This window comes from Kutzneria buriramensis (genome assembly GCF_003387475.1).
GTDB lineage: Bacteria > Actinomycetota > Actinomycetes > Mycobacteriales > Pseudonocardiaceae > Kutzneria > Kutzneria buriramensis.
Map to the genome: position 1 here is coordinate 419849 of NZ_QUNO01000002.1, position 25633 is coordinate 445481.

Consider the following 25633-nt stretch of genomic DNA (forward strand, 5'->3'; position numbering starts at 1 on the left):
TACGGGCGTGATTGAAGTCAACGGTGTGACCAAACGCTACGGGACCCGGGTCGCTGTCGACGACCTGTCGTTCACGGTGAGTCCCGGCGCGGTGACCGGTTTCCTCGGCCCGAACGGGGCCGGCAAGTCGACCACCATGCGCATGATCGTCGGGCTGGACCGCCCGACCGCCGGCGAGGTGCTGGTCAACGGCCGGCACTACGCCGAGCACGCCGCGCCGCTGCGGGAGGTCGGCGCGCTGCTGGAGGCCAAGGCCGTCCACACCGGACGGTCCGCGTACCACCACCTGCTGGCGATGGCCCTCACCCACGGCATTCCGCGCCGCCGGGTCGAGGAGGTCATCGACCTGGTCGGGCTCCAGGAGGTGGCCCGCAAGCGGGTCGGCGGCTTCTCGCTGGGCATGGGGCAGCGGCTCGGGGTCGCCGCGGCGCTGCTCGGCGACCCGGCCACGCTGATTCTGGACGAGCCGGTCAACGGCCTGGACCCGGAGGGTGTGCGCTGGATCCGCACCCTGCTGCGGTCGCTGGCCGCGGAGGGGCGCACGGTGTTCGTCTCCTCGCACCTGATGAGCGAGATGGCCCTGACCGCCGACCACCTCATCGTCATCGGCAAGGGCCGGCTGATCGCCAACGCGTCGGTGGCCGAGGTGACGGCCATCGGCCGCAGCGTGCGGGTCCGCGCCCAGGAGGCGGCCCGTCTGCGCGACCTGCTCGTCGGCCCCGACGTGACCGTCGACGCCGTGGAGCCCGGCGTGTTGCAGGTGAACGGCCTGGACAGCTCCGCGATCGGGCGGGTCGCCTGTGAGCACTCGATCGCGCTGGACGAGCTCACGCCGATCACCGCGTCGCTGGAGGAAGCGTTCATGGATCTCACCAAGGACGCCGTCGAGTTCCGGGAGGCGTCATGACCGCCGTTACGTCCAAGCCCGTTGTTCGCCGGGCGGAAATGCCCGACAACGTGCGCGTGACCCTCCCGCGGGTGCTGCGTTCGGAATGGTCGAAGTTCTGGTCGCTCCGGTCGTCGTACTTCACGCTCGGCGGCATGGTGCTGGCCATGGTCGGCCTCGGCGGGCTGTTCTCCGCCGTGACGGCCAACCGGTACCCGCTGATGACCCACGTCGAGCAGTTGCGGCTGGACCCGGCTCAGGTCAGCCTGCGCGGCTACGCCATCGCCCAGCTGGTCATCGGCGTGCTCGGCGTGCTGGTGGTGACCGGCGAGTACGGCACCGGCATGATCCGCTCCAGCCTCGTCGGCGCGCCCCGCCGCTGGCCGGTACTGGTGGCCAAGGCGGCGGTGTTCGCCGTCATCACCCTGGTCGTGACGGAGATCGCCGCGTTCGCCGCGTTCTTCGTCGGGCAGGCGTTCCTGGACGGCCAGCACATCGGCACCACCCTCGGCGCGGACGGCGTGCTGCGGGCCGTGGTCGGCACCGGGCTGTACCTGACGGTCGTCGGCCTGATCGGCACCGGCATCGGCTTCGTGATCCGCAGCACCGCCGGGTCGGTGGCGACCGTGTTCGGGCTGCTGCTGGTGCTGCCGGTGCTGGGCGAGGCGCTGCCGTCCGACTGGGGCGACAAGATCAACCCGTACCTGCCGAGCAACGCCGGTCAGCAGCTGCTGGTCGTGCACCCCGACGCGGCGGCCACGCTGAGCCCGTGGGGCGGCTTCGCGGTGTTCTGCGGCTACGCGCTGGCCGCCCTGCTGATCGGCGGCTACCTGCTCCGGCGCCGGGACGCCTAGGAGGGCCGCCGGTTGGCCCAGGAGTCGCCCAGCAGGATGAGGCCGGCCAGGGCCAGCGGGATGAGCGCGAACGCGATGAGATCGCTGATGACGAGCACGACCGCCACGATCACCAGCGGCACGACCGCCAGGAAGCAGAACGGGTCCAGCGGCCCGAACCGGTTACCCGACATGCAGCGCTCCGGCGGTGAGGAAGGTGACGATCACACCGTGAGAGTAGTGATGCGTTCCTGAGAGCGTGCACCCGATACCGGGTTCGCACGGTCGGCGCAGGTCCGGACACGGACGGTGACGCCGGCGCGGCCGATGGGGTGGCCGGGGTTTGCGCCCCGGCTACCGCCGGGTAGGCGAAAAGGCACCCCGCGATCGGAACGGAGCGTCGACATGACCCTGCACCAGCGCGTACGCCGGCCGACCTATCGGACCCGCCCCGTCGAGGACGGCCTGGACATCGGCGCGTGCCGGTGCGGTCGCATCACCAACAGCCTCGGGCAGCGGGTGCTGCACCGCAGGTACACCTGCACCGCCGCGGCCGGCCCCGACGGGCGCCCCTGAATCCGTCAGCGCCGAGTCACTGCTGGTAGCCCTCCACCTCCCGAACCGGGCGCACCGACGCCTCGTCCGGGTTCTGGCCGAACTCCTTGTGCGCCCGCCGCTGGCGCAGCAGGTCCCAGCACTGGTCCAGCTCCGTCTCCACCTGGGCCAACCGGGTGGGGTCCGGCTCGTGGTTGCGGAGCTTGTGCTCCTCGTCGACGAGGGCCTTGACCCGTCCGAGCACATCCCGATCGCTCATGGGCTTGTCGTTCATGGGCCCATTCTTACCCCACCCTTGACAGGCTGCACTCAGGCTCTCCTCAGGAAGGCGAGGTGTAGTGGTAGGAGGAGGACGACGGGAGAGGGCGATGACCGAGCCGTACGGCTACCCCCAGATGCAGGACCAGGGCGGTTACCACGGTTACCAGGGCTACCAGTACCAGCCGCCTCCGCCGCCGCCTCCGCCCCGGCGGACCGGGCGGACGGTGCTCACGGTGGCGTTGGCCGTCGCTGCCGGGGTGGCGCTGGGCGCGGCCGCCGGCGGCTACATCCCGACGCTGCTCAACTCCCAGAACTCCAGCCTGCCCTCGCAGACGTACGCGCCGCCGCGGCAGCCCGGCCGCACCGAGACGCAGACGCCGCAGGACACCTCCGGCGTCGCCGCCAAGATCGACCCCGCGCTGGTGGACATCACCACCACGCTCGGCTTCCAGCAGGCCCAGGCCGCCGGCACCGGCATCGTGCTGTCCGCCACCGGGCTGGTGCTGACCAACAACCACGTCATCAACGGGGCCACCAGGATCAGCGCCGTCGACATCGGCAACGGCCAGACGTACCAGGCCGCCGTCGTCGGCTACGACCGTTCCCACGACGTCGCCGTCATCCAGCTGGAGAACGCCTCCGGCCTGGCCGTCGCCCCGATCGGGTCCTCGGCCGGCGTCGCCCAGGGCGACTCCATCGTGGCCATCGGCAACGCCGGCGGCGTCGGTGGCGCCCCGAGCGTGGCGCCCGGCACCGTGACGGCGTTGCAGCAGGCCATCACGGCGTCCAGCGAGGACGGCACGTCCGAGCAGCTCACCGGCTTGATCCAGGTCGCCGCCGACGTGCAGCCGGGCGACTCCGGCGGGCCCCTGGTCAGCGCCGACGGCAAGGTCATCGGCATGGACACCGCCGCGTCCCAGGGCTTCCAGATGGACCGCGGCGGCCAGGCCACCGGCGGCGGCCAGGGCTTCGCCATCCCCATCGACCAGGCGATCGCCATCGAGAAACAGATCGCTGCGCACCAGGCCAGCGCCACTGTGCACATCGGCGACTCCGGCTTCCTCGGCGTGAACGTCCAGGTCGCGTCGACCGCTCGCGGCCGGCGGACGCAGGACACCACCAACGGGGCCGTCATCTCCGGTGTCGTGCAGGGCTCGCCGGCCGAGGCCGCCGGCATCACCCAGGGCGACGTCATCGTGACGCTCAACGGCCGGACCGTCGACTCGTGGAACACCCTGACCAACCTGCTGACCGCGTTTCACCCGGGCGACCGGGTGACACTCGGCGTGGACACCCCGCAAGGCCAGCAGAATGTCACCGTGCAACTCGCGAAGGGGCCGGCGCAGTAGTGGCGTTCCAGCTGGACATGCCGCTGGTGCTCGACGGCGGCCTGTCCAACCAGCTGGCCGCCGCCGGCCACGACCTGTCCGACCGGCTGTGGTCGGCCCGGCTGCTCCGTGACGACCCGGCTGCGGTGGTCGCGGCGCACCGCGCGTACTACGAGGCCGGGGCGGATGTGGGCACCACGGCCAGCTACCAGGCTTCCTTCGAGGGCTTCGGGTCGGAGGCTTCGACGCTGCTGCGGGAGAGCGTCCGGCTCGCGCGGCAGGCGTCGTTCCAGGCCGACGTCGACGACCGCCGGCTGTGGGTGGCGGCGTCCGTCGGTCCGTACGGGGCGGTGCTCGCCGACGGTTCCGAGTACCGGGGCCGGTACGGGCTCACCGTGCGGGAGCTCGTCGACTTCCACCGCCCGCGCATCGAAGCCCTGGCGTCGGCGTCACCGGACGTGCTGGCCTTCGAGACCATCCCCGACCTCGACGAGGCCGAGGCGCTGGTCACCATCATCGCCGGCACCGGCATCCCGGCATGGCTGTCCTTCAGCATCAGGGGGTCCTCCACCTGCGCCGGCCAACCCCTCGCCGAGGCGTTCGCCCTGGTCCGGGACGTGCCGGAGATCCTCGCCGTCGGCGTCAACTGCTGCGATCCCTTCGATGCCACAGCCGCCGTGCCCCTGGCCGCTGCCGTCAGCGGCAAGCCTGTGGTCGTCTACCCCAACAGCGGCGAAGCCTGGGACCCTGTCGCCCGCGCCTGGGACGGCCGCCGCACCTTCGCCCCCGCCACCGACCCCTCACCCGTCACCACCTGGCTCTCCGACGGTGCCCGCCTCATCGGCGGCTGCTGCCGCATCACCCCCACCGACATCACCGCCATCGCCACCCACCTCCCCTAACCCCCGCGAGTCGCGCTCTCAGGCACACCGAATGTAGGTTTCAGGTAGATCAACAGCCCAAGCAGGGCGGCAACTTGCGTCCCGCCTGCGCCGATTCGGTGACTCTCCCTCAACTCCCTGCACGCCCGCGACATCACCGCCACGCTGACGCCTATGTCCCGTGCATTCGGAGACGTCGCCGAGGCCTACCACCGGTTGCGGTCCGTGATCCCGTACGCCGCCCTCGACTGGCTGGTGCCGCACCCGTGCCACCGGGCGGTGGAACTCGGGGCGGGCACGGGCATCCAGACCCACCGCCTCACCCGATACGCCGACGAGGTGCTGGCGGTCGAACCCGACGCGAAGATGCGAGCCGCCTTCACGGTTGACGGCGTGAAGCTGCTTGCCGGAACCGCGGAGGACATCCCGGTGGAGGACGGCACGGCGGACCTGGTCGTCGCCTTCGAGTCGTGGCACTGGTTCGCCCAACCGGCGGCGACGCGGGAGGTCGCGCGGGTGCTCCGACCGGGAGGAACGCTTGCCGTGGCGTGGAATCTGCCCGATATCCACGACGACTGGACGGCGGAGTTCTGGTCGCCGGTGACGGGTGCGCACGACGAGACCCGCCGCCCGGGGCGCCTCATCCTGAGCGCCACCGAGCCGTTCGCCACGCCGCAGTACCGCGTGCTCCGCTGGACCTGGCGTCGGCACGTCGACGACCTCGTCGCCCTGCTCGGCACGTACAGCCGGGTCATCGCGCTGGACCCGTTGGAACGGCAGGAATTCCTCGACCACCAGCGGTCACTGGTGCCCGCGGACATCGTCGACGCCAGGTTCACCACCATCTGCTGGCGAACCGTTTACAAGGGAGCGTGAACCGATGCGTCGCCTCGCGTTGATGGTTGTGGCCCTGCTGTCGCTCACCGGATGCAGCCTGCTCAACGGGGCGGACGAGCAGCCGCGCGACACCGGCCAGACCGTCGTGCGGGTCGGCGTGATGCAGGTGATCGACACGGCCCCGTTCTACCTCGCCCTCAGCAAGGGGTACTTCCGCGACGAGGATCTGGACGTACGGATCACGCCGACCAAGAGCGGCACCGACAGCCTGCCGCTGCTTGCCGGCGACCACATCGACATCGGCTTCGGCAACTGGGCCACTCTCTTTCAGGCGCAGGCAAACGGCACGGGCGACTATCGGGTACTGGCCGACGGCTCGCAGGGCGCGCCGCACGTGCAAATCGTTGCCACCAGGCCGGATTCCGGCATCCACGGGCCGCAGGACCTGGCCGGGCGGACCGTCAGCAGCAATGCCCCCAACGACATTCCGCTGCTCGCGCTCAAGGCCGTCCTTCAGGCCGACGGTGTCGATCCGGCGTCGGTGAAGACGCCGATCGTGCACCACGCCGACACCCCGGCGGCCTTGGCGGGCAAGGAAGTCGACGCCGCGATCCAGCTGGAGCCGTTCATCACGATGGCGCGGCGGCAGATCGGCGCGGTGCCGGTGGTCGATCTCTACGGGCCCGGCCCGGCGCACGATCTGCCGATCGCCGGCTACTTCGCGCTGGACAAGTTCGCCCAGCGGCATCCCCGAGTGGTCGAAGGATTCCGGCGGGCGCTCGGGCGTGGCGCGGCCGATGCGCGTGATGTTGTTGCCGTGCAACGGATCCTGCCGACGTTCGTGGCGGGCGTGTCGCCGGACATCGCCCGCGAGGTCGCGATCCCGGTGTTCCCGACCTCGGTGTCCCGGGACCGGCTGCAACGCGTGGCCGACCTCATGCTGACCTATGGCCAGTTGAAGACCGGGCTTGACGTCGGTCACCTGATCGGGTAGGTCCCGGTCGAGACAGGACCAAGGTCCCGGTTCCGAATCGCCCGCCGGGCGTACCGTGGACCCATGTCGCAAATCGGGGGATTCAAGACCAGGCAAACAGAATCGACCTATCACGAGCTCTACTCACGTGTGCGCGCGCAATGGCCGGCTGACACCGAGGACGTGTACGTGCGGACCAGATTCGGCGTCACGCACGCCATCCGCCACGGCACCGGCGAGCCGATGATCCTGTTGCCGGGCAACGGCGGCACCGCCGCCAACTGGTCGACGTGCGCGCGGGCGCTGGGCGAGCGCCACACCGTGATCGCCCTGGACATCCTCGGCCAGCCCGGCCTGGGCATGCAGCACACGCCGTTACGCGGACCGCGTGACCTGAGCACGTGGGTCGGCGACGTGATGTACGACCTCGGCATCGAAGGTGCCCACTTCTGCGGGCTGTCCTACGGCGCCTGGGTCGCCACGCTGGTCGCGATGCACGCCCCGTTCCGGGTGCGCACCCTGGCACTGGCCGAACCCGCCGGCAACACGTTCGGCCGCATGCCTCTTTCCTCCTTGCCGGCCGTGCTCCGATTACTGTGCGACCACAGCGAATCCGGCCTCGCGCGCTTCGGCCGCCACGTCGAGGCCGGCTGGTCGAGCGACCCCGACCACCGCCGGCTGGTCAACTTCGGCATGGCCAACTACCGCGTGCGGCTGCCGTTCATGCGCCACCACTCCGACGCCGAGCTGCGCAGGATCACCCAACCCACGCTCGTGCTCGTCGCCGGCGCCAGCGTCGCCCACAACCCCGCGAAGGTGGTGCACCGCGCCCGAACCCTCTTACCCAACGCCAAGGTCGAACTCATCGCCGGCGCCCCACATCCCTTGCCGGAGACCCACCCCGAGGTCGTCACCGACCACCTGACCAACTGGCTGTCCGCTGTCGGTTAATCGGTGGCCGGGCCGAGGTTCTCGGCCACGTGACGCAGGGCCGACCGGAGGGCCCTGCGCTCGGACGCGGACATGCCGTCGAGGATCTCCTCTTCCAGGTATTCGGTGATCTCGGTGCAGGTGGCGAGCAGTTCGCGGCCGCGCTTGGTCAACGTGAGCGTCTGGCGCCGGCGGTCGTCCGGATCCCGCACCCGGTCGATGGCCGCCAGGCGCTCCAGGTGATCAGCGATGCGGACCACCAGGCTCGGCGCGACGCCCATCGCGCGGGCCATGTCCAGTTGGGACGCCGCGCCGCTCGACGACAGCAGGGTGAGCAGGCCGACGTGCTTGGGTTTCAGGTCGAGCGGGGCGATGAGGTCGGCGAAGCGCTGCGCCACCAACGCGCCCACCGTGCCCAGGCCGAAGGCCGCCGTCTCTGTCAACGCCACGTTCTTGACCACTGCCACGGAGGTGATGCTAGCGTGTCAATCATTTACTTGGTGAACGATTGACGGTGTGATGCACGCGTGGGGGGCAAAAATGCAGGTGATCGCGCCCGGGATCACGAGGGTCGCGACCTCGAAGAACGACAACTCCTACCTGGTGGAAGGCGTGGACGGCCTGACCGTCGTCGACGCCGGCCGGGCCGGCGCGGCGGACGCGGTGCTGCACGCGGCCGCTACGTTGGGGATGGGTGTCGTCCGCATTGTGTTGACACACGCGCACCCCGACCACGTACAGGGAAGTGCTGTCCTGCGTAGGCGGACAAGTGCTCGCGTGTACATCCACAATGCGGACGCCGCCTGGCTTTCCCGAGGCCGGGTGCCGGCCGACGGCCGGTCCGGCGCGATGGCCCGCAGGTACGACGGGCTCGCCGCCGGACAGTGGACGCCGGTCGACGCCGACGACGTCCTCACGGACGGCGACGTCGTCGGCGGGTTGCGGGTGATCCACACACCCGGCCACTCGCCGGGACACATCGCCCTGCTGCACGAGTCCACTCGGGCCGTGCTCGTCGGGGACGCCGTGTTCCGCACCGGCAGGCTCGGGCTCGGGCCGGCGGGCTTCGCCGCCGACCCGGACTCCAGGGCCGCTGCCGTGGCGCGGATTCCCGGTGACCTCAGCGCCGTCGGCTTCGGCCACGGCGACCCCCTGATCGGACAGGAGGTGACGGACTTCGAAACCTGGCGCTCCCGTCTGGCCCGCTAGGCGATGCGGGCCACGTACGCGGCGAACTCGCGGGTCTCGGCGAGGCTGCCGGGGCGTGGCGGCTCGGTCGGGTCCCAGCCGAGCGCGCGGTCCTCGATCACCTGCGTGAGCAGCGGTTTCCACCTCGCGTCGACCGTCGCCAGTGCCCACTCCAGCGCCCCGCGCTTGGAGGCGACCTTCGCTGTGCGGAGGGTGTACAGCGTCCGGCAGTAGGTCGTGACGATGTAGCGCTGTGTCCAGGCGACGTCGAGCGGCGCCCACTCGGCGACGTCCGCCAGCACCGTGGGCATCGCCGCCCGCATGGCGTCGCGCAGGGACTGCGGCGGCACGTCGTCGACGAGGCTCGCGATCGGCGGGCCGTCCACGGTGATGCCGTGCTGCCGGAGGATCCAACGGGTGTGTGGGGTGTTGCAGTGGGTGTCCCAGATCAGTTCGCGGTGGCCGTGGTCGCAGAACAGCCACGGCGTGCCGAGACCGTCGACGGTGCGCAGGGAGGCCGCGTCCGCGTAGGAGCCCTCGAGGTGCCGGGTCCAGAAACCCGGCCGGGCGGGGATGTCGTCGTGCAGGTCCCGTAGTTGCCGCTCATGGCCGGCGCGCGGCGGGACGGTGGTGGCGATGACGAAGTCGCAGTCGCTGTTCAGGTCGCCGGCGTTCAGAGCGAAGGAACCCTGGACGTAGGTGCCGATGTAGGTGTCGCCGAGGATGTCGCGAGCCGAGGTCGCGAGGTCGGTCAGAAGAGCGTCGAGTTCGACGAAGGGAGTGAGCATCGGGGAGTCTCCGAGGCATGGACAACTCGTGGCCGGACCGTAGCCACGACCTGAGTGGGCGATCAAGCGGATATCCGCGGCGACCGGCTGGCACGATGAGGCGATGGCGACACGGGTGATCCTCGACTGCGATCCGGGGCACGACGACGCGCTGGCGATCCTGCTGGCCGCCGCGAATCCGGTGATCGACCTGCGGGCGATCACCACGGTGGCGGGCAACCAGACGCTGGCGAAGACGACGCTCAACGCCCGGCGGGTCTGCACCGTCGCGGGCATCACGGGCGTGCCGATCGCCGCCGGCGCGGACCGGCCGCTGGTGCAGGAACCGTTGACAGCCGACGGCATCCACGGCGAGTCGGGCCTGGACGGGCCGGACTTTCCGCCGCCGACGGTCGACGTCGACCCGCGCGGGGCGCTGGCGGTGGCGACGGAGGTGCTGAGCGAGTCGACGACGATCGTGGCGACCGGTCCGCTGACCAACGTCGCCACGCTGCTGGAGCGCGGCGTCGACAACGTGGACCGGATCGTGCTGATGGGCGGCTCCACCGGTCGGGGCAACATGGCCCCGCTGGCCGAGTTCAACATCTTCGCCGACCCGGAGGCCGCGGCGGTCGTGTTCGGGTCCGGGGTGCCGATCACCATGTGCGGCCTGGACGTCACGCACCAGGCCCTCGCCACACCGCAGGTGCTGCAACGGATCGCCGACATCGGCACGCCGCTGGCGCGGATCTGCCACCAGCTGCTGACGTTCTTCGCGGGCACCTACCGCGAGGTCTTCGGCTTCGAGTCGCCGCCGGTGCACGATCCGGTCGCGGTGGCTGCCGTCATCGACCCGACGATCGTGTCGGTGCGGCCGGCCAACGTCGAGATCGAGCTCGCCGGCGTCTACACCCGCGGCGCGACGGTGGTGGACCTGGAACGGGTGACCGGTCGCCGGCCGAATGCCAACGTGGCCACCGCACTGGCCGTCGACCGGTTCTGGGACCTGATGGTGAGCGCTATTCACTGAATGCGGATCAGGAATGGCTCCAGTCGCAGCCGCCGTCGAACTTGACGAATTCGCCGGCGCTCACGGTGATGGAGGTCGGGCCGGAGATGTTGTCGTTGGCGATGATGGCCGAGAAGTCGCCGGAGTCATTGCGCTCACGTTCCCAGTAGCAGCTGCCCAGGGAACCGGCGCCGGGTCCGTCGGTCTTCCAGCGGCCGGCGACGATGTCCGTGCCGACCTGGAACGTGCCGTTCGTGACCTGGGTCTTCGGACCGGGCGGCTGTGTGGTGGTCGGCTGCACGGTGAGCGTCTCGACCACGGTCTGGGTGGGCCCGGGCACCGCCACGGTCACCGTCTTGACCGCGGCCGGGGCGGCGGTGCGGGAGCCACCCGAGCCGGCGGCGGCGCCGAGTCCGAAGACGACCATGCCGGCGACGATTCCGCCGACGACCTTGAGCCCGGTGCGCTTCTTGACCGGGTTCGGAGCAGCCGGGTTCGGGACTGCCAGATTCGGGACGGCCGGGTTCGCGATAGGCGGATTTAGGACTGCCGGATTCGGGGCAGCCTGATTCAGGGCTGCGAGATTCGGAACGGGCGGATTCTGGGCAGGCGGCAGCCACGACTGATCGACCATGACGGGTCCCTCTGCTTCGGCCCCGCACGGCGACAAGGGGCGGCTGCCCGTACTGTTCGCGGTTCGGCGTGAATGTGTTACCGGCCGCGAATGGGAATGCTATTCGCTGAGCAGGCCCTTGCGGAGCTCGACAAGGGTTCGCGCGAGCAGGCGGGACACGTGCATCTGGGAGATGCCGATGCGGTCGGCGATCTGGGTCTGGGTGAGGTTGCCGAAGAACCGCAGCAGGATGATGGTGCGCTCCCGCTCCGGCAGCTGTTGCAGCAGCGGTTGCAGCGCCTCGCGGTTCTCGACGCTCATCAGCTCGGGGTCCTCGTCGCCGAGGGCGTCGCCGAGCGACACGGACTTGTCGGTGCCGACGAGGAGTTCGTCCAGCGAGGAGCTGCGGTAGGCGTTGCTGGCCTCCAGCCCCTCGTACACCTCGTCCTTGCTGATGCCGAGATGCTTGGCGAGCTCGCTGGGGGTCGGCGCGCGGCCCAGGTGCTGGGACAACTCGTTGGTGGCGCTGGTGATCGCGAGGTGCAGCTCCTTGAGCCGCCGCGGCACGCGCACCGACCAGCTGGTGTCCCGGAAGTGCCGGCGCACCTCGCCCATGATCGTCGGCACCGCGAAGGACAGGAAGTCGCTGCCGCGCGTGGGGTCGAACCGGTCGATGGCGCTGATCAGGCCGACGGTGGCGACCTGCACGAGGTCGTCGTGCGGCTCGCCGCGCTGCCCGAAGCGGCGGGCGATGTGCTGGGCCACCGGCAGGAACTCGGTCACCAGCCGGTCCCGCAGCTCGGTCCGCCGGGGGTCGTCGGCGGGCAGCTCGGCCAACTCGGCCAGCAGCGGGTCCAGGTGCTCGTAGTCGTTGGTGGCGCGCTCGGAGGACTGGGTCACAGGCCCACCACGTCGGCTCGCTTCTTCACCAGGTCGAAGCGAAGCACCTGGCTTCCGTCGCCACCGGGCACCACCCACGTGCTGACGGCGTCGGTCAGCGCGGTCAACACCCGCCAGCCGAAGCTCTCCCGGCTGGGCGGCACGGCGGAGCCGGTGGGCGCCTCGGCCGAGAAGTGGATCTGCTCGTCCTCGACGGTGAACCGGCACACCAGGTCCGCGTCCGCCACGGCCCGCGAGATCAACTCCGAGCATGCCTCGTCCACGGCCATCTTCAGGTCGGAGATCGCGTCCAGCGTGAAGTCGGCCCGCATCGCCAGGTCCGCGGCCACGGCCCGGACCACGGACAGGTGCGCGGGGGCGGCGGCGATGCGCACCTCCACGTCTGCCGCGGGTGCGGGCTTCTCGCTGGTGGTGGTGCTTGGCTCGTGCTCGCTCACTGTCACCTCGGTGCCATCGACGTCTACCTCGGCCATTGTTCCCCCCGATCCTCAGCCGGGCGCGCCGACCGCGTCGTCCCGCGTGGGGAACGTGGTCAACACCTCATCGAGTCCGGTGATCTCCAGCGGCCGGCGCACCGACCGCCCCGCGGCCACCAGCCGCAGCTCCACCTGCCGGCGGCGGGCCTCGTGCGAGGTCTCCACCAGCACGGCCAGCCCGGCCGAGCCGAGGAAGCTGACCCCGGCCAGGTCGAGTACCAGCACCCGGCAGTCCGCGATCTCGTCCGCGAGGACGGTGCGCAGGCTGGGCGCGGTGAGCATGTCCACCTCTCCGCTGACGGTGGCCACGACCACGCCGGGCGTCGGCCGGTCGACCAACACGTCGATGGGGAGAGCGCTGCTGTTCTCTGTCACGTTTCCTCACGCGTCGCGGGAAGGAGTAACTGCCGGGCCCGAGACCCGGACTTCGAAGAACGCCGCGGCTGGCTGCTCAACCACTGCGTTGGACACCGTACGTAGCGGCCGACCGGCCGCACAACCCGGCGGCCGATGATCAACCGCCCCGCTCGAGAGCCTGCCATGTCAGGCGGGCCGCCCGCACGGCGGGCGGGGGCGGCGAGGTGGTGGGACCGGTGCCGGGCTCCTGCTCGCCGACGGCTGTGCCGCCGACGACCTCGACCAACCCGGCGGACAGATCCCGCAGTTTGACGTTGAAGTGCTGGCTGGACCTCACCAGCGTGCGGAACGCGGCCGCGGCGTCGCACCGCACCGCGCCCATGAGCAGCCCCTTGGCCTGCTCGATGAGCCGCCGGTTCTGGACCATCTCCACCATCTGGTCGGCACGCAGCACCTCATCGGCGCAGAACTCGATCACGGCGGTCGCCGTGGCCAGCAGCGGTTCGACCTGGTCGATGATCCGGAGGTCGTCCTCCTTGGGCTCGTGGTCGGTGTACACGGACAGCACCGACGGGCCCTCCTGCGTCCAGCTGCCGGGCACGGCGGTGATCCACGTGACGCCGTCGGACCAGGCCTCGACCAGCGTCTCCTCGCCGGTCGCGGCGGCCACGACCGGCCCCTCGCCGCGCCGCCACTGCTCGGCGTCGCGGTCTGCGGCCGCGCCGATCGCGCGCAGGCTCCGCAGATTGGTGCTCACCCCGGCTCCGTCACAGCCGGGCACGCTCTCGACCAGGTGTCTGAGCAGACGGTCGAGCAATTCGGGGCCGAATCTCACCTCGTCCACGTCTCCCGGATACCCGGATGGGGGAGATGGTCAAACCCCGGGGTTTGACCACGTCGCGGCTGGGTACCAGAGGGCGGACGACAAGCTCCTGAGGAGGCGCCCTCATGGCCGACGTGCACCGGCTACCCACCCCGGTCTCGGAGAACTGGGACTGGCAGCGACTCGGCGCCTGCCGCGGCGCGAACAGCGCCGTCTTCTTCCATCCCGACAGCGAACGGGGCTCCGCGCGCCTGGCCCGGGAGGCCACGGCCAAGCGTATCTGCAACAGCTGTCCGGTGCGCGCCGAGTGCCTGCGGCACGCGATCAAGGTGCAGGAGCCCTACGGCATCTGGGGCGGCATGGGCGAGAACGAGCGCCGGGCGGTGATCTCCGCGACCAGGCGGCGGCTCAAGTCCCACGCCAGCTGACCGCTCAGGACTCCACGACCGTGACGGACTCGGGGGCGCCGGGCGTCGCCGAGGCGAACAGCACCGTGCCGGCAGCCTCCACCTGACCGCTGCCCAGATTGCAGACCACCCGCAGGTCGCCGCGGTGCAGCACGATCACGCGCCGCTGCTCGTCGATGTCGACCGACAGCCGGTGCAGTCGGGGATCGGACAGCTCGGGCCGGCTCCGCCGCAGGGCGATGAGCGCCTTGTACGTGGCCAGCACCTCGGCGTGCCCGCCCTCGCCGACCTCCGCCCACCGCAGCTTGGACCGGTCGAACGTGGCCGGATCCATCGGGTCCGGCACGTCCTGCGCGGCCCAGCCGTGGTCGGCGAACTCCTTGCGACGGCCGGTCCGCACGGCGTCGGCCAGCCGCGGGTCCGGGAACGAGGCGAAGAACTGCCACGGCGTCGACGCCGCCCACTCCTCGCCCATGAAGATCATCGGCGTGTACGGGGAACACAGCACGATCGCCGCGCCGCAGGCCAGCAGCCCCGGCGACACCGTCGCGGACAGCCGGTCGCCGGTGGCGCGATTGCCGATCTGGTCGTGGTTCTGGAGGTACGCCAGGAACCGGTGCCCCTGGGCGGTCAGGGTGTCCACCGGGCGTCCGTGGTGCCGCTGCCGGAACGACGACCACGTGCCGGCGTGGAAGAAGACCCCGGTCAAGGTGGCCGCAAGCGCTTGCAACGAGCCGAAGTCCGCGTAGTAGCCCTGGCGTTCGCCGGACAGCGTGGTGTGCAGGCAGTGGTGCAGGTCGTCGCTCCACTGCGCCTGCAACCCGTAGCCGCCGGCCTCGCGCGGCGTGACCAGCTTGGGGTCGTTGAGATCCGACTCGGCGATCAACGTCAGCGGCCGCCGCAGGTGTGCCGACAGAGCGTCCACTTCGGACGACAGCTCCTCCAGCAGGTGCGTGGCCCGCCGGTCGGACAGCGCGTGCACGGCGTCCAGCCGCAGCCCGTCGATGTGGAAGTCCCGCAGCCAGCTCAGCGCGTTGTCGATGACGTACCGCCGCACCTCGTCGGACTGCGGGCCGTCGAGGTTGAGGGTGGGGCCCCAGATGGTCTGGCCCGCGAAGTACGGTCCGAACTTGTCCAGGTATGCCCCGGACGGCCCGAGGTGGTTGTAGACCACGTCCAGCAGCACGGCCAGGCCGCGGGCGTGGCAGGCGTCCACGAAGCGCTTGAACCCGTCCGGTCCGCCGTAGGAAGCCTGCGTCGCGTACCACAGGACGCCGTCGTAGCCCCAGCCGTGCGGGCCGTCGAAGGCGTTGACCGGCAACACCTCCACGAAGTCGACGCCGAGGTCGACCAGGTGGTCCAGCCGGCCGATGGCGGCGTCGAAGGTGCCCTCGGGCGTGAACGTGCCGACGTGCAGCTCGTACACGACGCCGCCGGGCAGTTGGCGGCCGGTCCAGCCGGAATCCGTCCACTGGAAGGAAGACTGGTCGTACAAACACGACCGGGCGTGCACGCCGTCGGGCTGCCAGCGGGACCGGGGATCCGGCAGCTCGTCGGGTTCCTCGTCCAGCTGGAAGGCGTAGTCCGGGGCGGCGTCGGCCACGGAGACCCGCCACCAGCCGTCCTCGGCCGGCGCCATGTCGTGCACGGAAGGTCCATTGTGGACCCGAACGCGGGAGCGGTTCGGGGCCCACACGGAGAATTCGGTCACGAACGCACCGCCAAGGCAACCGGGTACTGGGACAGCAGGTCGGACAGCAGCGGCGCGTCGGAGGACACCGGCCGCCCGGTGATCACGTCGGTCCACTCGCCGGCCGGCAGCGGCAGCACGGTGTCCCGCCAGCCGCCGGCGGCGTCGAGCCCGATCGGCAGCCGCGTGCACACCGCGACCAGGTTCTCGCCGCGCGCGAACGCCAGCGCGTGCGCGGCCGCCGGGCCCTGCGCGGGCACCGGGCGGTAGCCGGTGAACAGCTCCGGACGGTCCCGCCGCAGCCGTAGCACACGGGTCGTGACCAGCAGTTTCGCCGCGCCGGTGGCGTCGATCTCGGGCAGCCAGCCGTCGTCGATCCGCGCCAGCAGCGCCTTGCGCAGCTCGAAGTCCACCGGCCGCCGGTTGTCCGGGTCGACCAGCGAGAAGTCCCACAGCTCGGTGCCCTGGTACACGTCCGGCACGCCCGGACCGGCCAGCTGCACCAGCTTCTGCCCCAGCGAGTTCGACCAGCCGGCCGGGGTGATGCGGGCGACGAACGCGGCGACCTCGGCCATCAGGGTCGCATCGCCCAGAACGTCCTCCGGCCAGGCCTCGATCGCCTTGTCCACCTCGGGATTCGCGTCCACCCAGGAGGTGACCAGCTTGGCCTCCTTGGCCGCCTTGGCCAGGTAGTCGCGCAGCCGGTCGCCGCTGATCGGGAACGCGCCGACCAGCGTCTGCCAGGCCAGGCGCGTCAGCGACCGCTCGGGCAGCGGCTTCCGCTCGGTCCACCGGCCGAACGGGGTCTCGAAGTCCACCTCGGACAGCGCCGCCAGCCGGGCCCGCACGTCCTCGGACCGCTTGGTGTCGTGCGTGGACAGGGCCGTCATCGTCGTCGGCGATCCGGCCTCGCGGGCCTGCATGGCGGCGTGGAACTCGGCCGGCGACACGCCGAACCGGGACGGATCGCCGCCGACCTCGTTCAGCGCGACGAAGCGGTTGTAGCGGTAGAAGGCGGTGTCCTCGACGCCCTTGGCCATCACCATGCCGGACGTCTGCTGCACGCGCGTCGCCAACTCGCCGTGCGGATCGGCCAGCATCAGCTTCGCGATCTCCACGGCCTGCGGGTTCGCCGCCGCAGCGTGCTCCAACGCCTCCCGGCCCTCCGGCAGATAACTGCGATAGACCGGGAACATGGACAGCAGCTCGATGACGGCTTCCTCGTCGTCGAAGGGCAGCAGGGCGTTGATGCGCCGCACCTCCGCGCGGAGCATGGTCCGCGCCGCCGCCACCTTGCAACGGTTCTCCAGGTACTGCAACGATCCCGCGTTCGGCGGCTCGCCGGCCGGGTCGATGAACAGGCCGCACACCTCGCGCAGCCCGTCGTAGCCGGTGGTGCCGGCGACCGGCCAGGACACCGGCAGCGACTCGCCGACGCCGAGGATCTTCTCCACCACGATCCACGCCTCCGGCGCGGCGTCGCGCAGCCGGCGCAGGTAGCCGCCGGGATCGGACAGCCCGTCCGGGTGGTCGATCCGCAGCCCGTCCACGCCCCAGCTGAGCACCTCGCGGTGCGTCGCCTCGAACACGTCCGGATCCTCGACGCGCACCGCCGCCAGCGTCGTGATGTCGAAGAACCGCCGGTAGTTCAGGTCGGTGTTGGCCGTTCGCCAGTGCACCAGCCGGTAGTGCTGACGCTCGTGCACCTCCTGCGGCGTGCCGCCCTCCGTGCCCGGTGCGAGCGGGAACATGTGCTCGTAGTACACGAGATCGCCGTGCTCGACCCGCAGGTCGTCCAGGCCGTCGTCGCCCAGCACCGGCACCAGCAGCGGGCCGCGCGACCAGTCGATGTCGAACTTGGCCGCGTGCACCGACTCCCGCCCGTACCGCAGCACGTCCCACCACCACGGATTCGCCTGCGGCACCGCGATTCCGACGTGGTTCGGGACGATGTCGACGACAAGTCCCATGCCCAGCTCGGCCAGCCGCCGCTGCAGCAACTGCCGTGCCAGCGCACCGCCGAGACCGGCCGACACGGAAGTCGGGTCGGTGACGTCGTAGCCGTGCGTGGAGCCCGGCGTGGCCTGGAGCAGCGGCGACGCGTAGAGCGCGCCGACGCCGAGCCGTTGCAGGTACGGCGCCACGGAATCCTTGGCCTGCGTGAAACCCATGCCCGGACCGAACTGGATGCGGTACGTGGACGAGGGGATCATTCGGCGCTCCGCTGGAGGACGACCAGCGACCGGGCCGGCACCGGCAGCGTGGAGCCGCCGGCCAGGTGCCGGTCGGGCGGCTCCACCGACTCGGTGGACGTGTCCAGCACGACCTCCCAGTTGCTGCCGTACTCGCCGTCGGGTATCCGGAAGTCCACGACCTCGTGCCAGGCGTTGAAGCACAGCAGGAACGAGTCGTCGGTGACCCACTCGCCGCGCCGGTCCAGCTCGTCCATGGCGTCGCCGTTGAGGAAGACCCCGACGGCCCGGCCGAACTGGGTGTCCCAGTCGGCCTCGGTCATCTCCGCGCCGTCCGGGTTGAACCACGCGATGTCGCGCCGGTCGTCGCCCTTGCGCAGCGGCCGGCCCTGGAAGAACTTGCGCCGCCGGAACACCGGGTGCTCCGCGCGCAGCGCCGCCATCCGCCCCGTGAACGCCACCAGCTCGGAGTTCTCCTTGGCCAGCGACCAGTCGATCCAGGACGTCTCGTTGTCCTGGCAGTACACGTTGTTGTTGCCGTGCTGGGTGCGGCCGAGCTCGTCGCCGTGCAGCAGCATCGGCACGCCCTGCGACAGGAACAGGGTGGCGATGAAGTTGCGCCGCTGCTGGGCGCGCAGCGCGAGGATCTGCGCGTCGTCGGTCGGGCCCTCGACGCCGCAGTTCCAGGAGCGGTTGTCGTTGGCCCCGTCGTTGCCGCCCTCGCCGTTGGCCTCGTTGTGCTTGTCGTTGTACGACACCAGGTCGCCCAGGGTGAAGCCGTCGTGCGCGGTGACGAAGTTGATCGACGCGAACGGCCGGCGGCCGTCGTCCTGGTAGAGGTCCGACGAACCCGTGATGCGGGAGGCGAATTCGCCCAGCGTGCCGGCCTCGCCGCGCCAGAAGTCCCGCACCGTGTCGCGGTACTTGCCGTTCCACTCCGTCCACAATGGAGGGAAGTTGCCGACCTGGTAGCCGCCGGGGCCGACGTCCCAGGGCTCGGCGATCAGCTTCACCTGGCTGACCACCGGGTCCTGCTGCACGATGTCGAAGAACGCCGACAGCCGGTCCACGTCGTAGAACTCGCGGGCCAGGGTGGCCGCCAGGTCGAACCGGAAACCGTCGACGTGCATCTCGGTCACCCAGTACCGCAGCGAGTCCATGATCAGCTGGAGCGTGTGCGGGTTGCGGGCGTTGAGCGAGTTCCCGGTGCCGGTGTAGTCCATGTAGTACTGCTGGTCGTCGTCGACCAGCCGGTAGTACGCGCCGTTGTCGATGCCGCGCATGGACAGCGTCGGGCCCATGTGGTTGCCCTCGGCCGTGTGGTTGTAGACCACGTCGAGGATCACCTCGATGCCGGCGTCGTGCAGCGACCGCACCATCGCCTTGAACTCCTGCACCTGGTTGCCCAGAGCGCCCTGGGAAGCGTACCGGTTGTGCGGCGCCAGGAAGGCGATCGTGTTGTAGCCCCAGTAGTTGGTCAGGCCGAGCTCGGTCAGGTGGTGGTCGTCGATGAACTGGTGCACCGGCATCAGCTCCACCGCCGTCACGCCCAGCCGGGTGAAGTGCTCGATCATCACCGGATGGGCCAGGCCGGAGTAGGTGCCGCGCAGGTCCTCCGGGATGAACGGGTGGTTGATCGTGGTGCCGCGGACGTGCGCCTCGTAGATCACCGTCTCGTGGTACGGCGTGCGCGGCCGGCGGTCCTCCGCCCAGTCGAAGAACGGGTTGATCACCACCGATTTCGGCAGGTGCGGCGCCGAGTCGGCGTCGTTGCGCTCGTCCGGACTGTCGAACCGGTAGCCGAACAGCGACTCGTCCCAGTCCACCGCGCCGTCCACGGCCTTCGCGTACGGGTCGATCAGCAGCTTGTTCGGGTTGCAGCGCAGGCCGTTCGCCGGATCGTACGGGCCGTGCACCCGGTAGCCGTAGCGCTGGCCGGGGCCGATGCCGGGCAGGTAGCCGTGGTGGACGAAGCCGTCCACCTCCGGCAGCCGCACCACTGTCTCCGTGCCGTCGGCGTCGAACAGGCACAGGTCGATGTACTCGGCAACCTCCGAGAACAGCGCGAAGTTCGTGCCGGCGCCGTCGTAGGACGCGCCGAGCGGGTAGGAGGTCCCCGGCCACGGACGCATTGCCACTCCTTCCAGCGAGTGCCGAACGATCAAACCAGCCGGTGGCCCGATGAGCTACTGAACCACGAAAGCAACCCTACGGCGCGAGCCGCCGACCTGCCGGGCCCGTGTGCATGATCACCGCTCGCGGGGTCACACCAGGCGGACGACGGCCGAGGCGACGGTGCCCAGCACGTAGACGATGGTTGAGTACGTGATGAACGGGTGTTCACGCCAGCGGCGGCGCACCGACACGAACAGCCCGATCGACACCAGCGCGGCGACGAGGCTGTAGACGAGCCCGACCAGCACGAGGTCGAAGCCGGCGTAGGCGAGCACCGTCAGCGAGTAGATGACGGCGTTGACCACGAGAATCGCCAGCGCGCCGCCGCCGAAGGCCTCCCGCGGCCGGCTCCGCTCGACGAGCAGCAGCGTCACGGTCATGATCAGCGCGCCGACGAAGAAGCCGATGTTGCCGGCGTAGTAGGTGTTGAAGAACAGGCCGTCGCACAGGTTGTGCGGACCGACCGGGCAGTAGGTGTAGTACGCGAACGAGGCCTGCTCGTGCACGCCGTTGCCGGTGGCGTAGAAGTACGCGCCGATCACGAAGGCCACGAACGCCCACAGCTTGGGGGCGCCGCCGGACAGCTCCCAGAGCTGCAACGCCGGGATGATCACCGTGAGCAGGATGAGCACGCTCATCTGCACGACCTCGTGCAGCCGCAGGAAGTCGTGCGGCGGCAGCAGCACCGACACGGTGGGCGAGAACCGCTCGATCGTGACGAGCACGACGGCGAGCGAGGTGGCGGTGAAGAGCCAGTTCAGTCTGTTCACGGGGTGCTGTCCAACAGTTCGAGGGCCAGCGCGCCGGCCGCGTCCGGGTCGTCGGCGGTCCGCACCAGCGAGCTCTCGGTGACGGCGCCGACAAGATCACCGAGCACGATATGCGGTATGCCGGCCAGCAGCGCGAGCAAATGCCCGTACGGGTCGTCGGTGACGACCACGCGACCCGCCCCGAGCACCGTCAGCGCGTGCCGGACGTGGCCCTTGGCCAGCGGCACGAAGGTGGCGGACAGGCCGCGCCAGGTGCGGCGGGCGAAGTCGGGGTCGCGGACGGCCCGGCCGCGCAGCTCCCAGTTGGCCTTGGCGGCGACGCGCTGCCGGGGCGTGTAGTCGGGCTCGGGTGAGCCCCACTCGACGACCCGGTTGCTGACGCCGTCGACGGTGCCGGGGGCCGCGCACAGCCACAGCACGTCCACCTCGACCTGCCCGAGCCGCGGCAGCGCGCCCAGGGCGAGGCTGAGGTCGGGAGCCTTCAGGTCGGCCAGCCGCACGGCCGGCAGGTCGACGTCCATACCCCCCGCGACCAGCAGCGGGCCGTCGACGGCGTCCGCGCAGAGGGTGTCGGCGAGGCACTGGTACGCCACGCGCACGCCGAGGCGGCGCAGCGCGATCCGGGTGCCCAGCCAGCCCGCGGCGTCGCCGGGCGAGTCGGTGTCGGCGAAGTGCACGAGGGAGACCCGGCGGGCCTCCCCGATGGCGGCGCGCAGGCCGTCGTCGATGGCCGTGTTCAGCGAGCGGAGCAGCGTGCTGTCGGGATGCGGCACCATCAGATCATGGCAGGCCCGCCGGTCACCTAGACTGGGAGGGGAGAAAACCACGCGCGTGTCCGAACCGCGGGTGGCTACGCTGTGAAGTCAAATGGGATCGCTACCGGTGACTGCTGCCCACATCGAACTGCCCCAGCTGATGCTGCGCGACGAGCATCGGCTGCGTCGGCGTGTCGACGGGGCCCGCAAGATCCGCGACGAGGCGAAACGCAACGCCGCGCTGGCCCAGATCGACCACGAGGTGCTCGCCGCGCAGGCCAGGCTGGCCGCCCGGGTGGCCGCGGTGCCGCGGATCGACTACCCGGAGGAGCTGCCGGTCAGCCAGCGCCGCCAGGACATCCTGGACGTGATCCGGGACAACCAGGTGGTCATCGTGGCCGGCGAGACCGGTTCCGGCAAGACGACCCAGCTGCCCAAGATCTGCCTGGAGCTGGGCCGGGGCCTACGCGGTGTGATCGGCCACACCCAGCCGCGCCGGATCGCGGCCCGCACGGTGGCCGAGCGGGTGGCCGAGGAGCTGCACACGGAGCTGGGCAAGGTCGTCGGCTACAAGGTCCGGTTCACCGACCAGGTCGGCGACGACACGCTGGTCAAGCTGATGACCGACGGCATCCTGCTGGCCGAGATCCAGAGCGACCGGCTGCTGTCCCGGTACGACACGCTGATCATCGACGAGGCGCACGAGCGCAGCCTGAACATCGACTTCATCCTCGGCTACGTCAAGCAGCTGCTGCCGCGCCGCCCCGACCTGAAGGTGATCATCACCTCGGCCACCATCGACCCGGAGCGGTTCTCCCGGCACTTCGGCGACGCGCCGATCGTCGAGGTGTCCGGCCGGACGTACCCGGTGGAGACCCGCTACCGCCCGGTCATCGACCCCGAGGACCCGGACGCCGACCCGGACCGCGACCAGGTGCAGGCGATCGTCGACGCGGTGGACGAGCTCCAGGCCGAGGGCCCCGGCGACATCCTGGTGTTCCTGTCCGGGGAGCGGGAGATCCGCGACACCGCCGACGCACTGTCCAAACAGGACCTCCGCAACACGGAGATCCTGCCGCTGTACGCCCGGCTCTCCGTCGGCGAGCAGCACCGGGTGTTCCAGCGCCACACCGGCCGCCGCGTCGTGCTGGCCACCAACGTCGCCGAGACCTCGCTGACGGTCCCCGGCATCAAGTACGTGATCGACCCGGGCAACGCCCGCATCTCCCGCTACAGCCACCGCCTCAAGGTGCAGCGGCTGCCCATCGAACCCATCTCGCAGGCCTCGGCGAACCAGCGCAAGGGCCGCTGCGGCCGCGTGTCGGAGGGCATCTGCATCCGCCTCTACTCGGAGGAGGACTTCGAGAGCCGGCCGGAGTTCACCGACGCCGAGATCCTGCGTACGAATCTCGCCTCCGTCATCCTCCAGATGATCGCGGCCGGCCTCGGCGACATCGCCGCCTTCCCGTTCATCGACCCGCCCGACCGCCGCAACATCAACGACGGCATCGGCCTGCTCCAGGAGCTCGGCGCGCTGGAGAACGGCAAGCTGACGGGCATCGGCCGCCGCCTCTCGCAGCTCCCGGTCGACCCCCGGCTGGCCCGCATGGTCGTCGCCGCCGAGGAGAACGGCTGCGTGCGCGAGGTCATGGTGATCGCCGCCGCACTGTCCATTCAGGACCCGCGCGAACGGCCCACCGAGCAACAGGAGCAGGCGCAGCAGCAGCACGCCCGGTTCCGCGACCCCGACAGCGACTTCATCAGCTTCCTCAACCTCTGGAACTACCTGCGGGAGCAGCAGAAGGAGCTGTCCTCCAACCAGTTCCGCAAGATGTGCCGGGCCGAGTTCCTGAACTACCTGCGGGTCCGCGAGTGGCAGGACATCTATTCGCAGCTGCGCCAGGTGGTCAAGGGCCAGGGCGTGTCCGTCAACGGCGGCGAGATCGACACCAAGGGCATCCACCTGTCGCTGCTCGCCGGCCTGCTCTCGCACCTGGGCATGAAGGACGTCATCACGAAGGGCGTGCCCACGAAGGGGTCGATCCGCAAGGGGCCCACCGAGTACCTGGGCGCGCGCGGCGCGAAGTTCGCGATCTTCCCGGGCTCGGCGCTGTCCCGGCAGCAGCCGCAATGGGTGATGGCCGCCGAGCTCGTCGAGACGTCGAGGCTGTGGGCCCGCACCGTGGCCAAGATCGAGCCGGAGTGGGCCGAGAAGCTCGGCGCGCACCTGGTCAAGCGCAGTTACAGCGAGCCGCACTGGGAGGCCCGGCAGGGCGCGGTGATCGCCACCGAGAAGGTCACCCTGTACGGCCTGCCGATCGTCGCCGCGCGCCGGATCAACTACGGCCGGATCGACCCGGAGGTGAGCCGCGAGCTGTTCATCCGGCACGCGCTCGTGGACGGCGAATGGCGCACCAGCCACCAGTTCTTCCACCACAACCGCAAGCTGCTCGACGACGTCGAGAAGCTCGAGGACCGGGTCCGCCGCCGCGACATCAAGGTCGACGACGAGACGCTGTTCGACTTCTACGACAAGCGGGTCGGCGCCGAGGTGGTGTCGGTGCGGCACTTCGACACGTGGTGGCGCAAGACCCGCCGCGAGCAGCCCGACCTGCTCACCTTCGACCCGGAGATGCTGGTCAACGACAGCGCCGGCGGCATCACCGAGGCCGACTACCCGGACCACTGGACGCAGGGCGGCGTGCAGCTGCCGCTGACCTACCGGTTCGAGCCGGGCCGCCGCGATGACGGCGTGACCGTGCGGGTGCCGCTGCCGGTGCTCGGGCAGGTCGACGGGGACGGCCTGGCCTGGCAGATCCCCGGCCTGCGGCTGGAGCTGGTCACCTCGCTGATCAAGTCGCTGCCCAAGCAGCTGCGCAAGAACTTCGTGCCGGTGCCGACCTTCGCCAAGGCCGTGGTGGACCGGATCGGCGCGGACGACCAGCACGTGCTGGAGGCCGTCGAGCGGGAGCTGCGCACCCTGTCCGGGGTGGCGATCCCGCGCGAGGCCTGGCAGCTGGACCAGGTGCCCGAGCACCTCAAGACCACCTTCCACGTGGTCGACGAGGGGGACCGCACGCTGGCCGCGGGCAAGGACCTGGCGGCGATCAAGGAGGACCTGCGGGCCACCATGCGCGCCGCGCTGTCCGCCGCCCCCAACGACATCGAGCGCACCGGCCTGACGACCTGGGACTTCGGCACGCTGCCGCGCACGCACCGCCAGGCCGTCACGGGCTACGAGGTCACCACCTATCCGTCGCTGGTCGACCGCGGCGACCACGTGGACGTGAAGCTGCTGGACAGCGCCGCCCAGCAGCGGGCGGCGATGAAGCTCGGCACCCGGCGCCTGCTGCTGCTCCAGCTGCCGTCGCCGGTGAAGCTGATCGTCCGCAGCCTGAGCAACGACGCCAAGCTGACGTTGAGCCGCAACCCGCACGGCGGCGTGCCGGCGCTGCTCGCGGACTGCGCGGCGACCGCCGTGGACAAGCTCGTCGCCGACGGCGGCGGTCCCGTCTTCGACCAGGCCGGCTTCGAGAAACTGCTGGTCAGGGCCCGTCAGGGGCTGAACGAGACCGTGCTGGAGGTCGTGAAGCGGGTCCGCAAGGTCCTCGACGCCGCGCAGGCGGCCGAGCGGCAGCTGGCGGCGACCAAGTTCGCGCCGGACGCCTCCGTCGCCGACATCCGGGCGCAGCTCAGGGACCTGGTGCACGCCGATTTCGCGCAGGAGACCGGCTACCAGCGGCTGCCGGACGTGGAGCGCTACCTCCGGGCGATCGAACGCCGGCTGGACAAGCTGCCCGAGAACCCGCAGCGGGACGTGCAGCGCACCGAGGAGATCGCCGAGATCACCGCCGAGTACCGGGCGCTGGTCGACGCGGTGCCCGACGGCGAGCCGGTGGAGGCGCCGCTGCGAAGCATCGGCTGGATGATCCAGGAGCTGCGGGTCAGCTACTTCGCGCAGACCCTCGGCACCGCCTACCCGGTGTCCGAGAAACGGATCTACAAGGCGATGGACGAGCTGTGAGCA

General features: G+C 70.5%; 26 protein-coding genes. 12 read left to right on the plus strand and 14 right to left on the minus strand.

Going from position 1 to position 25633, the window contains the following annotated elements:
- The first annotated feature begins 7 nt into the window (after positions 1-7).
- Both BCF44_RS06605 and BCF44_RS06610 read left to right on the plus strand, forming a co-directional pair.
- The gene (locus BCF44_RS06605) at positions 8-907 is read left to right on the plus strand and encodes an ABC transporter ATP-binding protein (protein WP_116173228.1); all 900 of its coding nucleotides are present in this window, start codon (positions 8-10) and stop codon (positions 905-907) included.
- Positions 904-1740, plus strand: a complete 837-nt coding sequence (locus BCF44_RS06610; RefSeq protein ID WP_116173229.1) for an ABC transporter permease subunit — start codon at positions 904-906, stop codon at positions 1738-1740. Before BCF44_RS06605 ends, BCF44_RS06610 begins: the two co-directional genes overlap by 4 nt.
- Here the strand turns inward: BCF44_RS06610 and BCF44_RS55340 are convergent.
- Positions 1737-1913 (minus strand): hypothetical protein, encoded by a 177-nt coding sequence (locus BCF44_RS55340; protein WP_170217369.1) that lies wholly within the window; start codon positions 1911-1913, stop codon positions 1737-1739. The two genes, BCF44_RS06610 and BCF44_RS55340, sit on opposite strands and share 4 nt — an antisense overlap.
- 211 nt (positions 1914-2124) lie before the next feature.
- Between BCF44_RS55340 and BCF44_RS55345 the strand changes: the two genes are divergently transcribed.
- Positions 2125-2295, plus strand: coding sequence for a hypothetical protein (locus tag BCF44_RS55345; RefSeq protein WP_170217370.1), 171 nt, complete (start codon positions 2125-2127; stop codon positions 2293-2295).
- A 16-nt stretch (positions 2296-2311) separates the two neighbouring features.
- Here the strand turns inward: BCF44_RS55345 and BCF44_RS06615 are convergent, their stop codons facing one another.
- A complete protein-coding gene (locus tag BCF44_RS06615; protein WP_116173575.1) occupies positions 2312-2533 on the minus strand; it encodes a DUF2630 family protein in 222 nt (73 codons plus the stop codon).
- A 109-nt stretch (positions 2534-2642) separates the two neighbouring features.
- Between BCF44_RS06615 and BCF44_RS06620 the strand changes: the two genes are divergently transcribed.
- The 5 genes from BCF44_RS06620 (at position 2643) to BCF44_RS06640 (ending at position 7505) form a co-directional block, all read left to right on the plus strand.
- A complete protein-coding gene (locus BCF44_RS06620) occupies positions 2643-3884 on the plus strand; it encodes a S1C family serine protease (RefSeq protein ID WP_116173231.1) in 1242 nt (413 codons plus the stop codon).
- 17 nt (positions 3885-3901) lie between these two features.
- Complete coding sequence (gene mmuM, locus BCF44_RS06625; RefSeq protein ID WP_116173576.1) at positions 3902-4765, plus strand: homocysteine S-methyltransferase; 864 nt, start codon at positions 3902-3904, stop codon at positions 4763-4765.
- 153 nt (positions 4766-4918) lie between these two features.
- Entirely contained in the window at positions 4919-5620 is a 702-nt protein-coding gene (locus tag BCF44_RS06630) for a class I SAM-dependent methyltransferase (protein ID WP_116173232.1), read from the plus strand.
- Positions 5621-5624: 4 nt separating this feature from the next.
- Positions 5625-6575, plus strand: coding sequence for an ABC transporter substrate-binding protein (locus BCF44_RS06635; RefSeq protein WP_116173234.1), 951 nt, complete (start codon positions 5625-5627; stop codon positions 6573-6575).
- A 168-nt stretch (positions 6576-6743) separates the two neighbouring features.
- Complete coding sequence (locus BCF44_RS06640) at positions 6744-7505, plus strand: alpha/beta fold hydrolase (RefSeq protein ID WP_170217371.1); 762 nt, start codon at positions 6744-6746, stop codon at positions 7503-7505.
- Here the strand turns inward: BCF44_RS06640 and BCF44_RS06645 are convergent.
- Positions 7502-7951 (minus strand): MarR family winged helix-turn-helix transcriptional regulator, encoded by a 450-nt coding sequence (locus BCF44_RS06645; protein WP_116173238.1) that lies wholly within the window; start codon positions 7949-7951, stop codon positions 7502-7504. The two genes, BCF44_RS06640 and BCF44_RS06645, sit on opposite strands and share 4 nt — an antisense overlap.
- Before the next feature lie 73 nt (positions 7952-8024).
- Between BCF44_RS06645 and BCF44_RS06650 the strand changes: the two genes are divergently transcribed.
- On the plus strand, positions 8025-8693 hold the full coding sequence (locus tag BCF44_RS06650) for an MBL fold metallo-hydrolase (protein WP_170217372.1): 669 nt from the start codon (positions 8025-8027) through the stop codon (positions 8691-8693).
- Here the strand turns inward: BCF44_RS06650 and BCF44_RS06655 are convergent.
- Positions 8690-9460: an aminoglycoside adenylyltransferase domain-containing protein gene (locus BCF44_RS06655; protein WP_116173241.1), complete on the minus strand. Its 771-nt coding sequence runs from the start codon at positions 9458-9460 to the stop codon at positions 8690-8692. The genes BCF44_RS06650 and BCF44_RS06655 overlap by 4 nt on opposite strands.
- A gap of 103 nt (positions 9461-9563) precedes the next feature.
- Here BCF44_RS06655 and BCF44_RS06660 point away from each other — a divergent pair, with 103 nt between their 5' ends.
- Entirely contained in the window at positions 9564-10469 is a 906-nt protein-coding gene (locus tag BCF44_RS06660) for a nucleoside hydrolase (RefSeq protein ID WP_116173243.1), read from the plus strand.
- A gap of 7 nt (positions 10470-10476) precedes the next feature.
- Here the strand turns inward: BCF44_RS06660 and BCF44_RS06665 are convergent, their stop codons facing one another.
- The 5 genes from BCF44_RS06665 to BCF44_RS06685 form a co-directional block, all read right to left on the minus strand.
- Positions 10477-10875, minus strand: a complete 399-nt coding sequence (locus BCF44_RS06665) for an Rv1352/Rv1906c domain-containing protein (RefSeq protein WP_147328407.1) — start codon at positions 10873-10875, stop codon at positions 10477-10479.
- A gap of 306 nt (positions 10876-11181) precedes the next feature.
- Positions 11182-11961 carry a SigB/SigF/SigG family RNA polymerase sigma factor gene (locus tag BCF44_RS06670; protein ID WP_246014868.1) on the minus strand — a complete coding sequence of 260 codons (780 nt, stop codon included), beginning with the start codon at positions 11959-11961 and terminating at the stop codon, positions 11182-11184.
- Entirely contained in the window at positions 11958-12434 is a 477-nt protein-coding gene (locus tag BCF44_RS57425) for an ATP-binding protein (RefSeq protein ID WP_116173247.1), read from the minus strand. Before BCF44_RS57425 ends, BCF44_RS06670 begins: the two co-directional genes overlap by 4 nt.
- Positions 12435-12449: 15 nt before the next feature.
- Complete coding sequence (locus tag BCF44_RS06680; RefSeq protein ID WP_211352914.1) at positions 12450-12812, minus strand: STAS domain-containing protein; 363 nt, start codon at positions 12810-12812, stop codon at positions 12450-12452.
- A gap of 139 nt (positions 12813-12951) precedes the next feature.
- Positions 12952-13551 carry an ANTAR domain-containing protein gene (locus BCF44_RS06685; protein ID WP_147328408.1) on the minus strand — a complete coding sequence of 200 codons (600 nt, stop codon included), beginning with the start codon at positions 13549-13551 and terminating at the stop codon, positions 12952-12954.
- 191 nt (positions 13552-13742) lie between these two features.
- Here BCF44_RS06685 and BCF44_RS06690 point away from each other — a divergent pair, with 191 nt between their 5' ends.
- Positions 13743-14045 carry a WhiB family transcriptional regulator gene (locus tag BCF44_RS06690; RefSeq protein ID WP_116173249.1) on the plus strand — a complete coding sequence of 101 codons (303 nt, stop codon included), beginning with the start codon at positions 13743-13745 and terminating at the stop codon, positions 14043-14045.
- Positions 14046-14049: 4 nt separating this feature from the next.
- On the opposite strand, the gene treZ is transcribed toward BCF44_RS06690, so the two are convergent.
- From treZ to BCF44_RS06715, 5 genes are all read right to left on the minus strand, one after another.
- On the minus strand, positions 14050-15735 hold the full coding sequence (treZ, locus tag BCF44_RS06695) for a malto-oligosyltrehalose trehalohydrolase (RefSeq protein ID WP_116173250.1): 1686 nt from the start codon (positions 15733-15735) through the stop codon (positions 14050-14052).
- Entirely contained in the window at positions 15732-17927 is a 2196-nt protein-coding gene (gene treY, locus BCF44_RS06700) for a malto-oligosyltrehalose synthase (RefSeq protein WP_116173251.1), read from the minus strand. Before treY ends, treZ begins: the two co-directional genes overlap by 4 nt.
- Positions 17924-20038: a glycogen debranching protein GlgX gene (gene glgX / locus BCF44_RS06705; RefSeq protein ID WP_116173252.1), complete on the minus strand. Its 2115-nt coding sequence runs from the start codon at positions 20036-20038 to the stop codon at positions 17924-17926. Before glgX ends, treY begins: the two co-directional genes overlap by 4 nt.
- 132 nt (positions 20039-20170) lie before the next feature.
- Positions 20171-20851: a hypothetical protein gene (locus BCF44_RS06710; RefSeq protein WP_116173253.1), complete on the minus strand. Its 681-nt coding sequence runs from the start codon at positions 20849-20851 to the stop codon at positions 20171-20173.
- Complete coding sequence (locus BCF44_RS06715) at positions 20848-21627, minus strand: hypothetical protein (protein ID WP_116173254.1); 780 nt, start codon at positions 21625-21627, stop codon at positions 20848-20850. The genes BCF44_RS06710 and BCF44_RS06715 overlap by 4 nt, the downstream gene beginning before the upstream one ends.
- Before the next feature lie 91 nt (positions 21628-21718).
- Here BCF44_RS06715 and hrpA point away from each other — a divergent pair, with 91 nt between their 5' ends.
- Positions 21719-25630 carry an ATP-dependent RNA helicase HrpA gene (gene hrpA, locus BCF44_RS06720; protein ID WP_379799976.1) on the plus strand — a complete coding sequence of 1304 codons (3912 nt, stop codon included), beginning with the start codon at positions 21719-21721 and terminating at the stop codon, positions 25628-25630.
- Positions 25631-25633 lie beyond the last annotated feature (3 nt).

Coding starts and splice junctions, on each gene's coding strand:
- hrpA (WP_379799976.1), top strand. CDS start 21,719: ATGGGATCGCTACCGGTGACTGCTGCCCACATCGAACTGCCCCAGCTG.
- BCF44_RS06665 (WP_147328407.1), bottom strand. CDS start 10,875: ATGGTCGTCTTCGGACTCGGCGCCGCCGCCGGCTCGGGTGGCTCCCGC.
- BCF44_RS06655 (WP_116173241.1), bottom strand. CDS start 9,460: ATGCTCACTCCCTTCGTCGAACTCGACGCTCTTCTGACCGACCTCGCG.
- BCF44_RS06620 (WP_116173231.1), top strand. CDS start 2,643: ATGACCGAGCCGTACGGCTACCCCCAGATGCAGGACCAGGGCGGTTAC.
- BCF44_RS06690 (WP_116173249.1), top strand. CDS start 13,743: ATGGCCGACGTGCACCGGCTACCCACCCCGGTCTCGGAGAACTGGGAC.
- BCF44_RS06635 (WP_116173234.1), top strand. CDS start 5,625: ATGCGTCGCCTCGCGTTGATGGTTGTGGCCCTGCTGTCGCTCACCGGA.
- BCF44_RS06610 (WP_116173229.1), top strand. CDS start 904: ATGACCGCCGTTACGTCCAAGCCCGTTGTTCGCCGGGCGGAAATGCCC.
- BCF44_RS55340 (WP_170217369.1), bottom strand. CDS start 1,913: ATGTCGGGTAACCGGTTCGGGCCGCTGGACCCGTTCTGCTTCCTGGCG.
- BCF44_RS06650 (WP_170217372.1), top strand. CDS start 8,025: ATGCAGGTGATCGCGCCCGGGATCACGAGGGTCGCGACCTCGAAGAAC.
- BCF44_RS55345 (WP_170217370.1), top strand. CDS start 2,125: ATGACCCTGCACCAGCGCGTACGCCGGCCGACCTATCGGACCCGCCCC.
- BCF44_RS57425 (WP_116173247.1), bottom strand. CDS start 12,434: ATGGCCGAGGTAGACGTCGATGGCACCGAGGTGACAGTGAGCGAGCAC.
- treY (WP_116173251.1), bottom strand. CDS start 17,927: ATGATCCCCTCGTCCACGTACCGCATCCAGTTCGGTCCGGGCATGGGT.
- BCF44_RS06615 (WP_116173575.1), bottom strand. CDS start 2,533: ATGAGCGATCGGGATGTGCTCGGACGGGTCAAGGCCCTCGTCGACGAG.
- mmuM (WP_116173576.1), top strand. CDS start 3,902: ATGCCGCTGGTGCTCGACGGCGGCCTGTCCAACCAGCTGGCCGCCGCC.
- BCF44_RS06660 (WP_116173243.1), top strand. CDS start 9,564: ATGGCGACACGGGTGATCCTCGACTGCGATCCGGGGCACGACGACGCG.
- BCF44_RS06630 (WP_116173232.1), top strand. CDS start 4,919: ATGTCCCGTGCATTCGGAGACGTCGCCGAGGCCTACCACCGGTTGCGG.
- glgX (WP_116173252.1), bottom strand. CDS start 20,038: ATGCGTCCGTGGCCGGGGACCTCCTACCCGCTCGGCGCGTCCTACGAC.
- BCF44_RS06715 (WP_116173254.1), bottom strand. CDS start 21,627: ATGGTGCCGCATCCCGACAGCACGCTGCTCCGCTCGCTGAACACGGCC.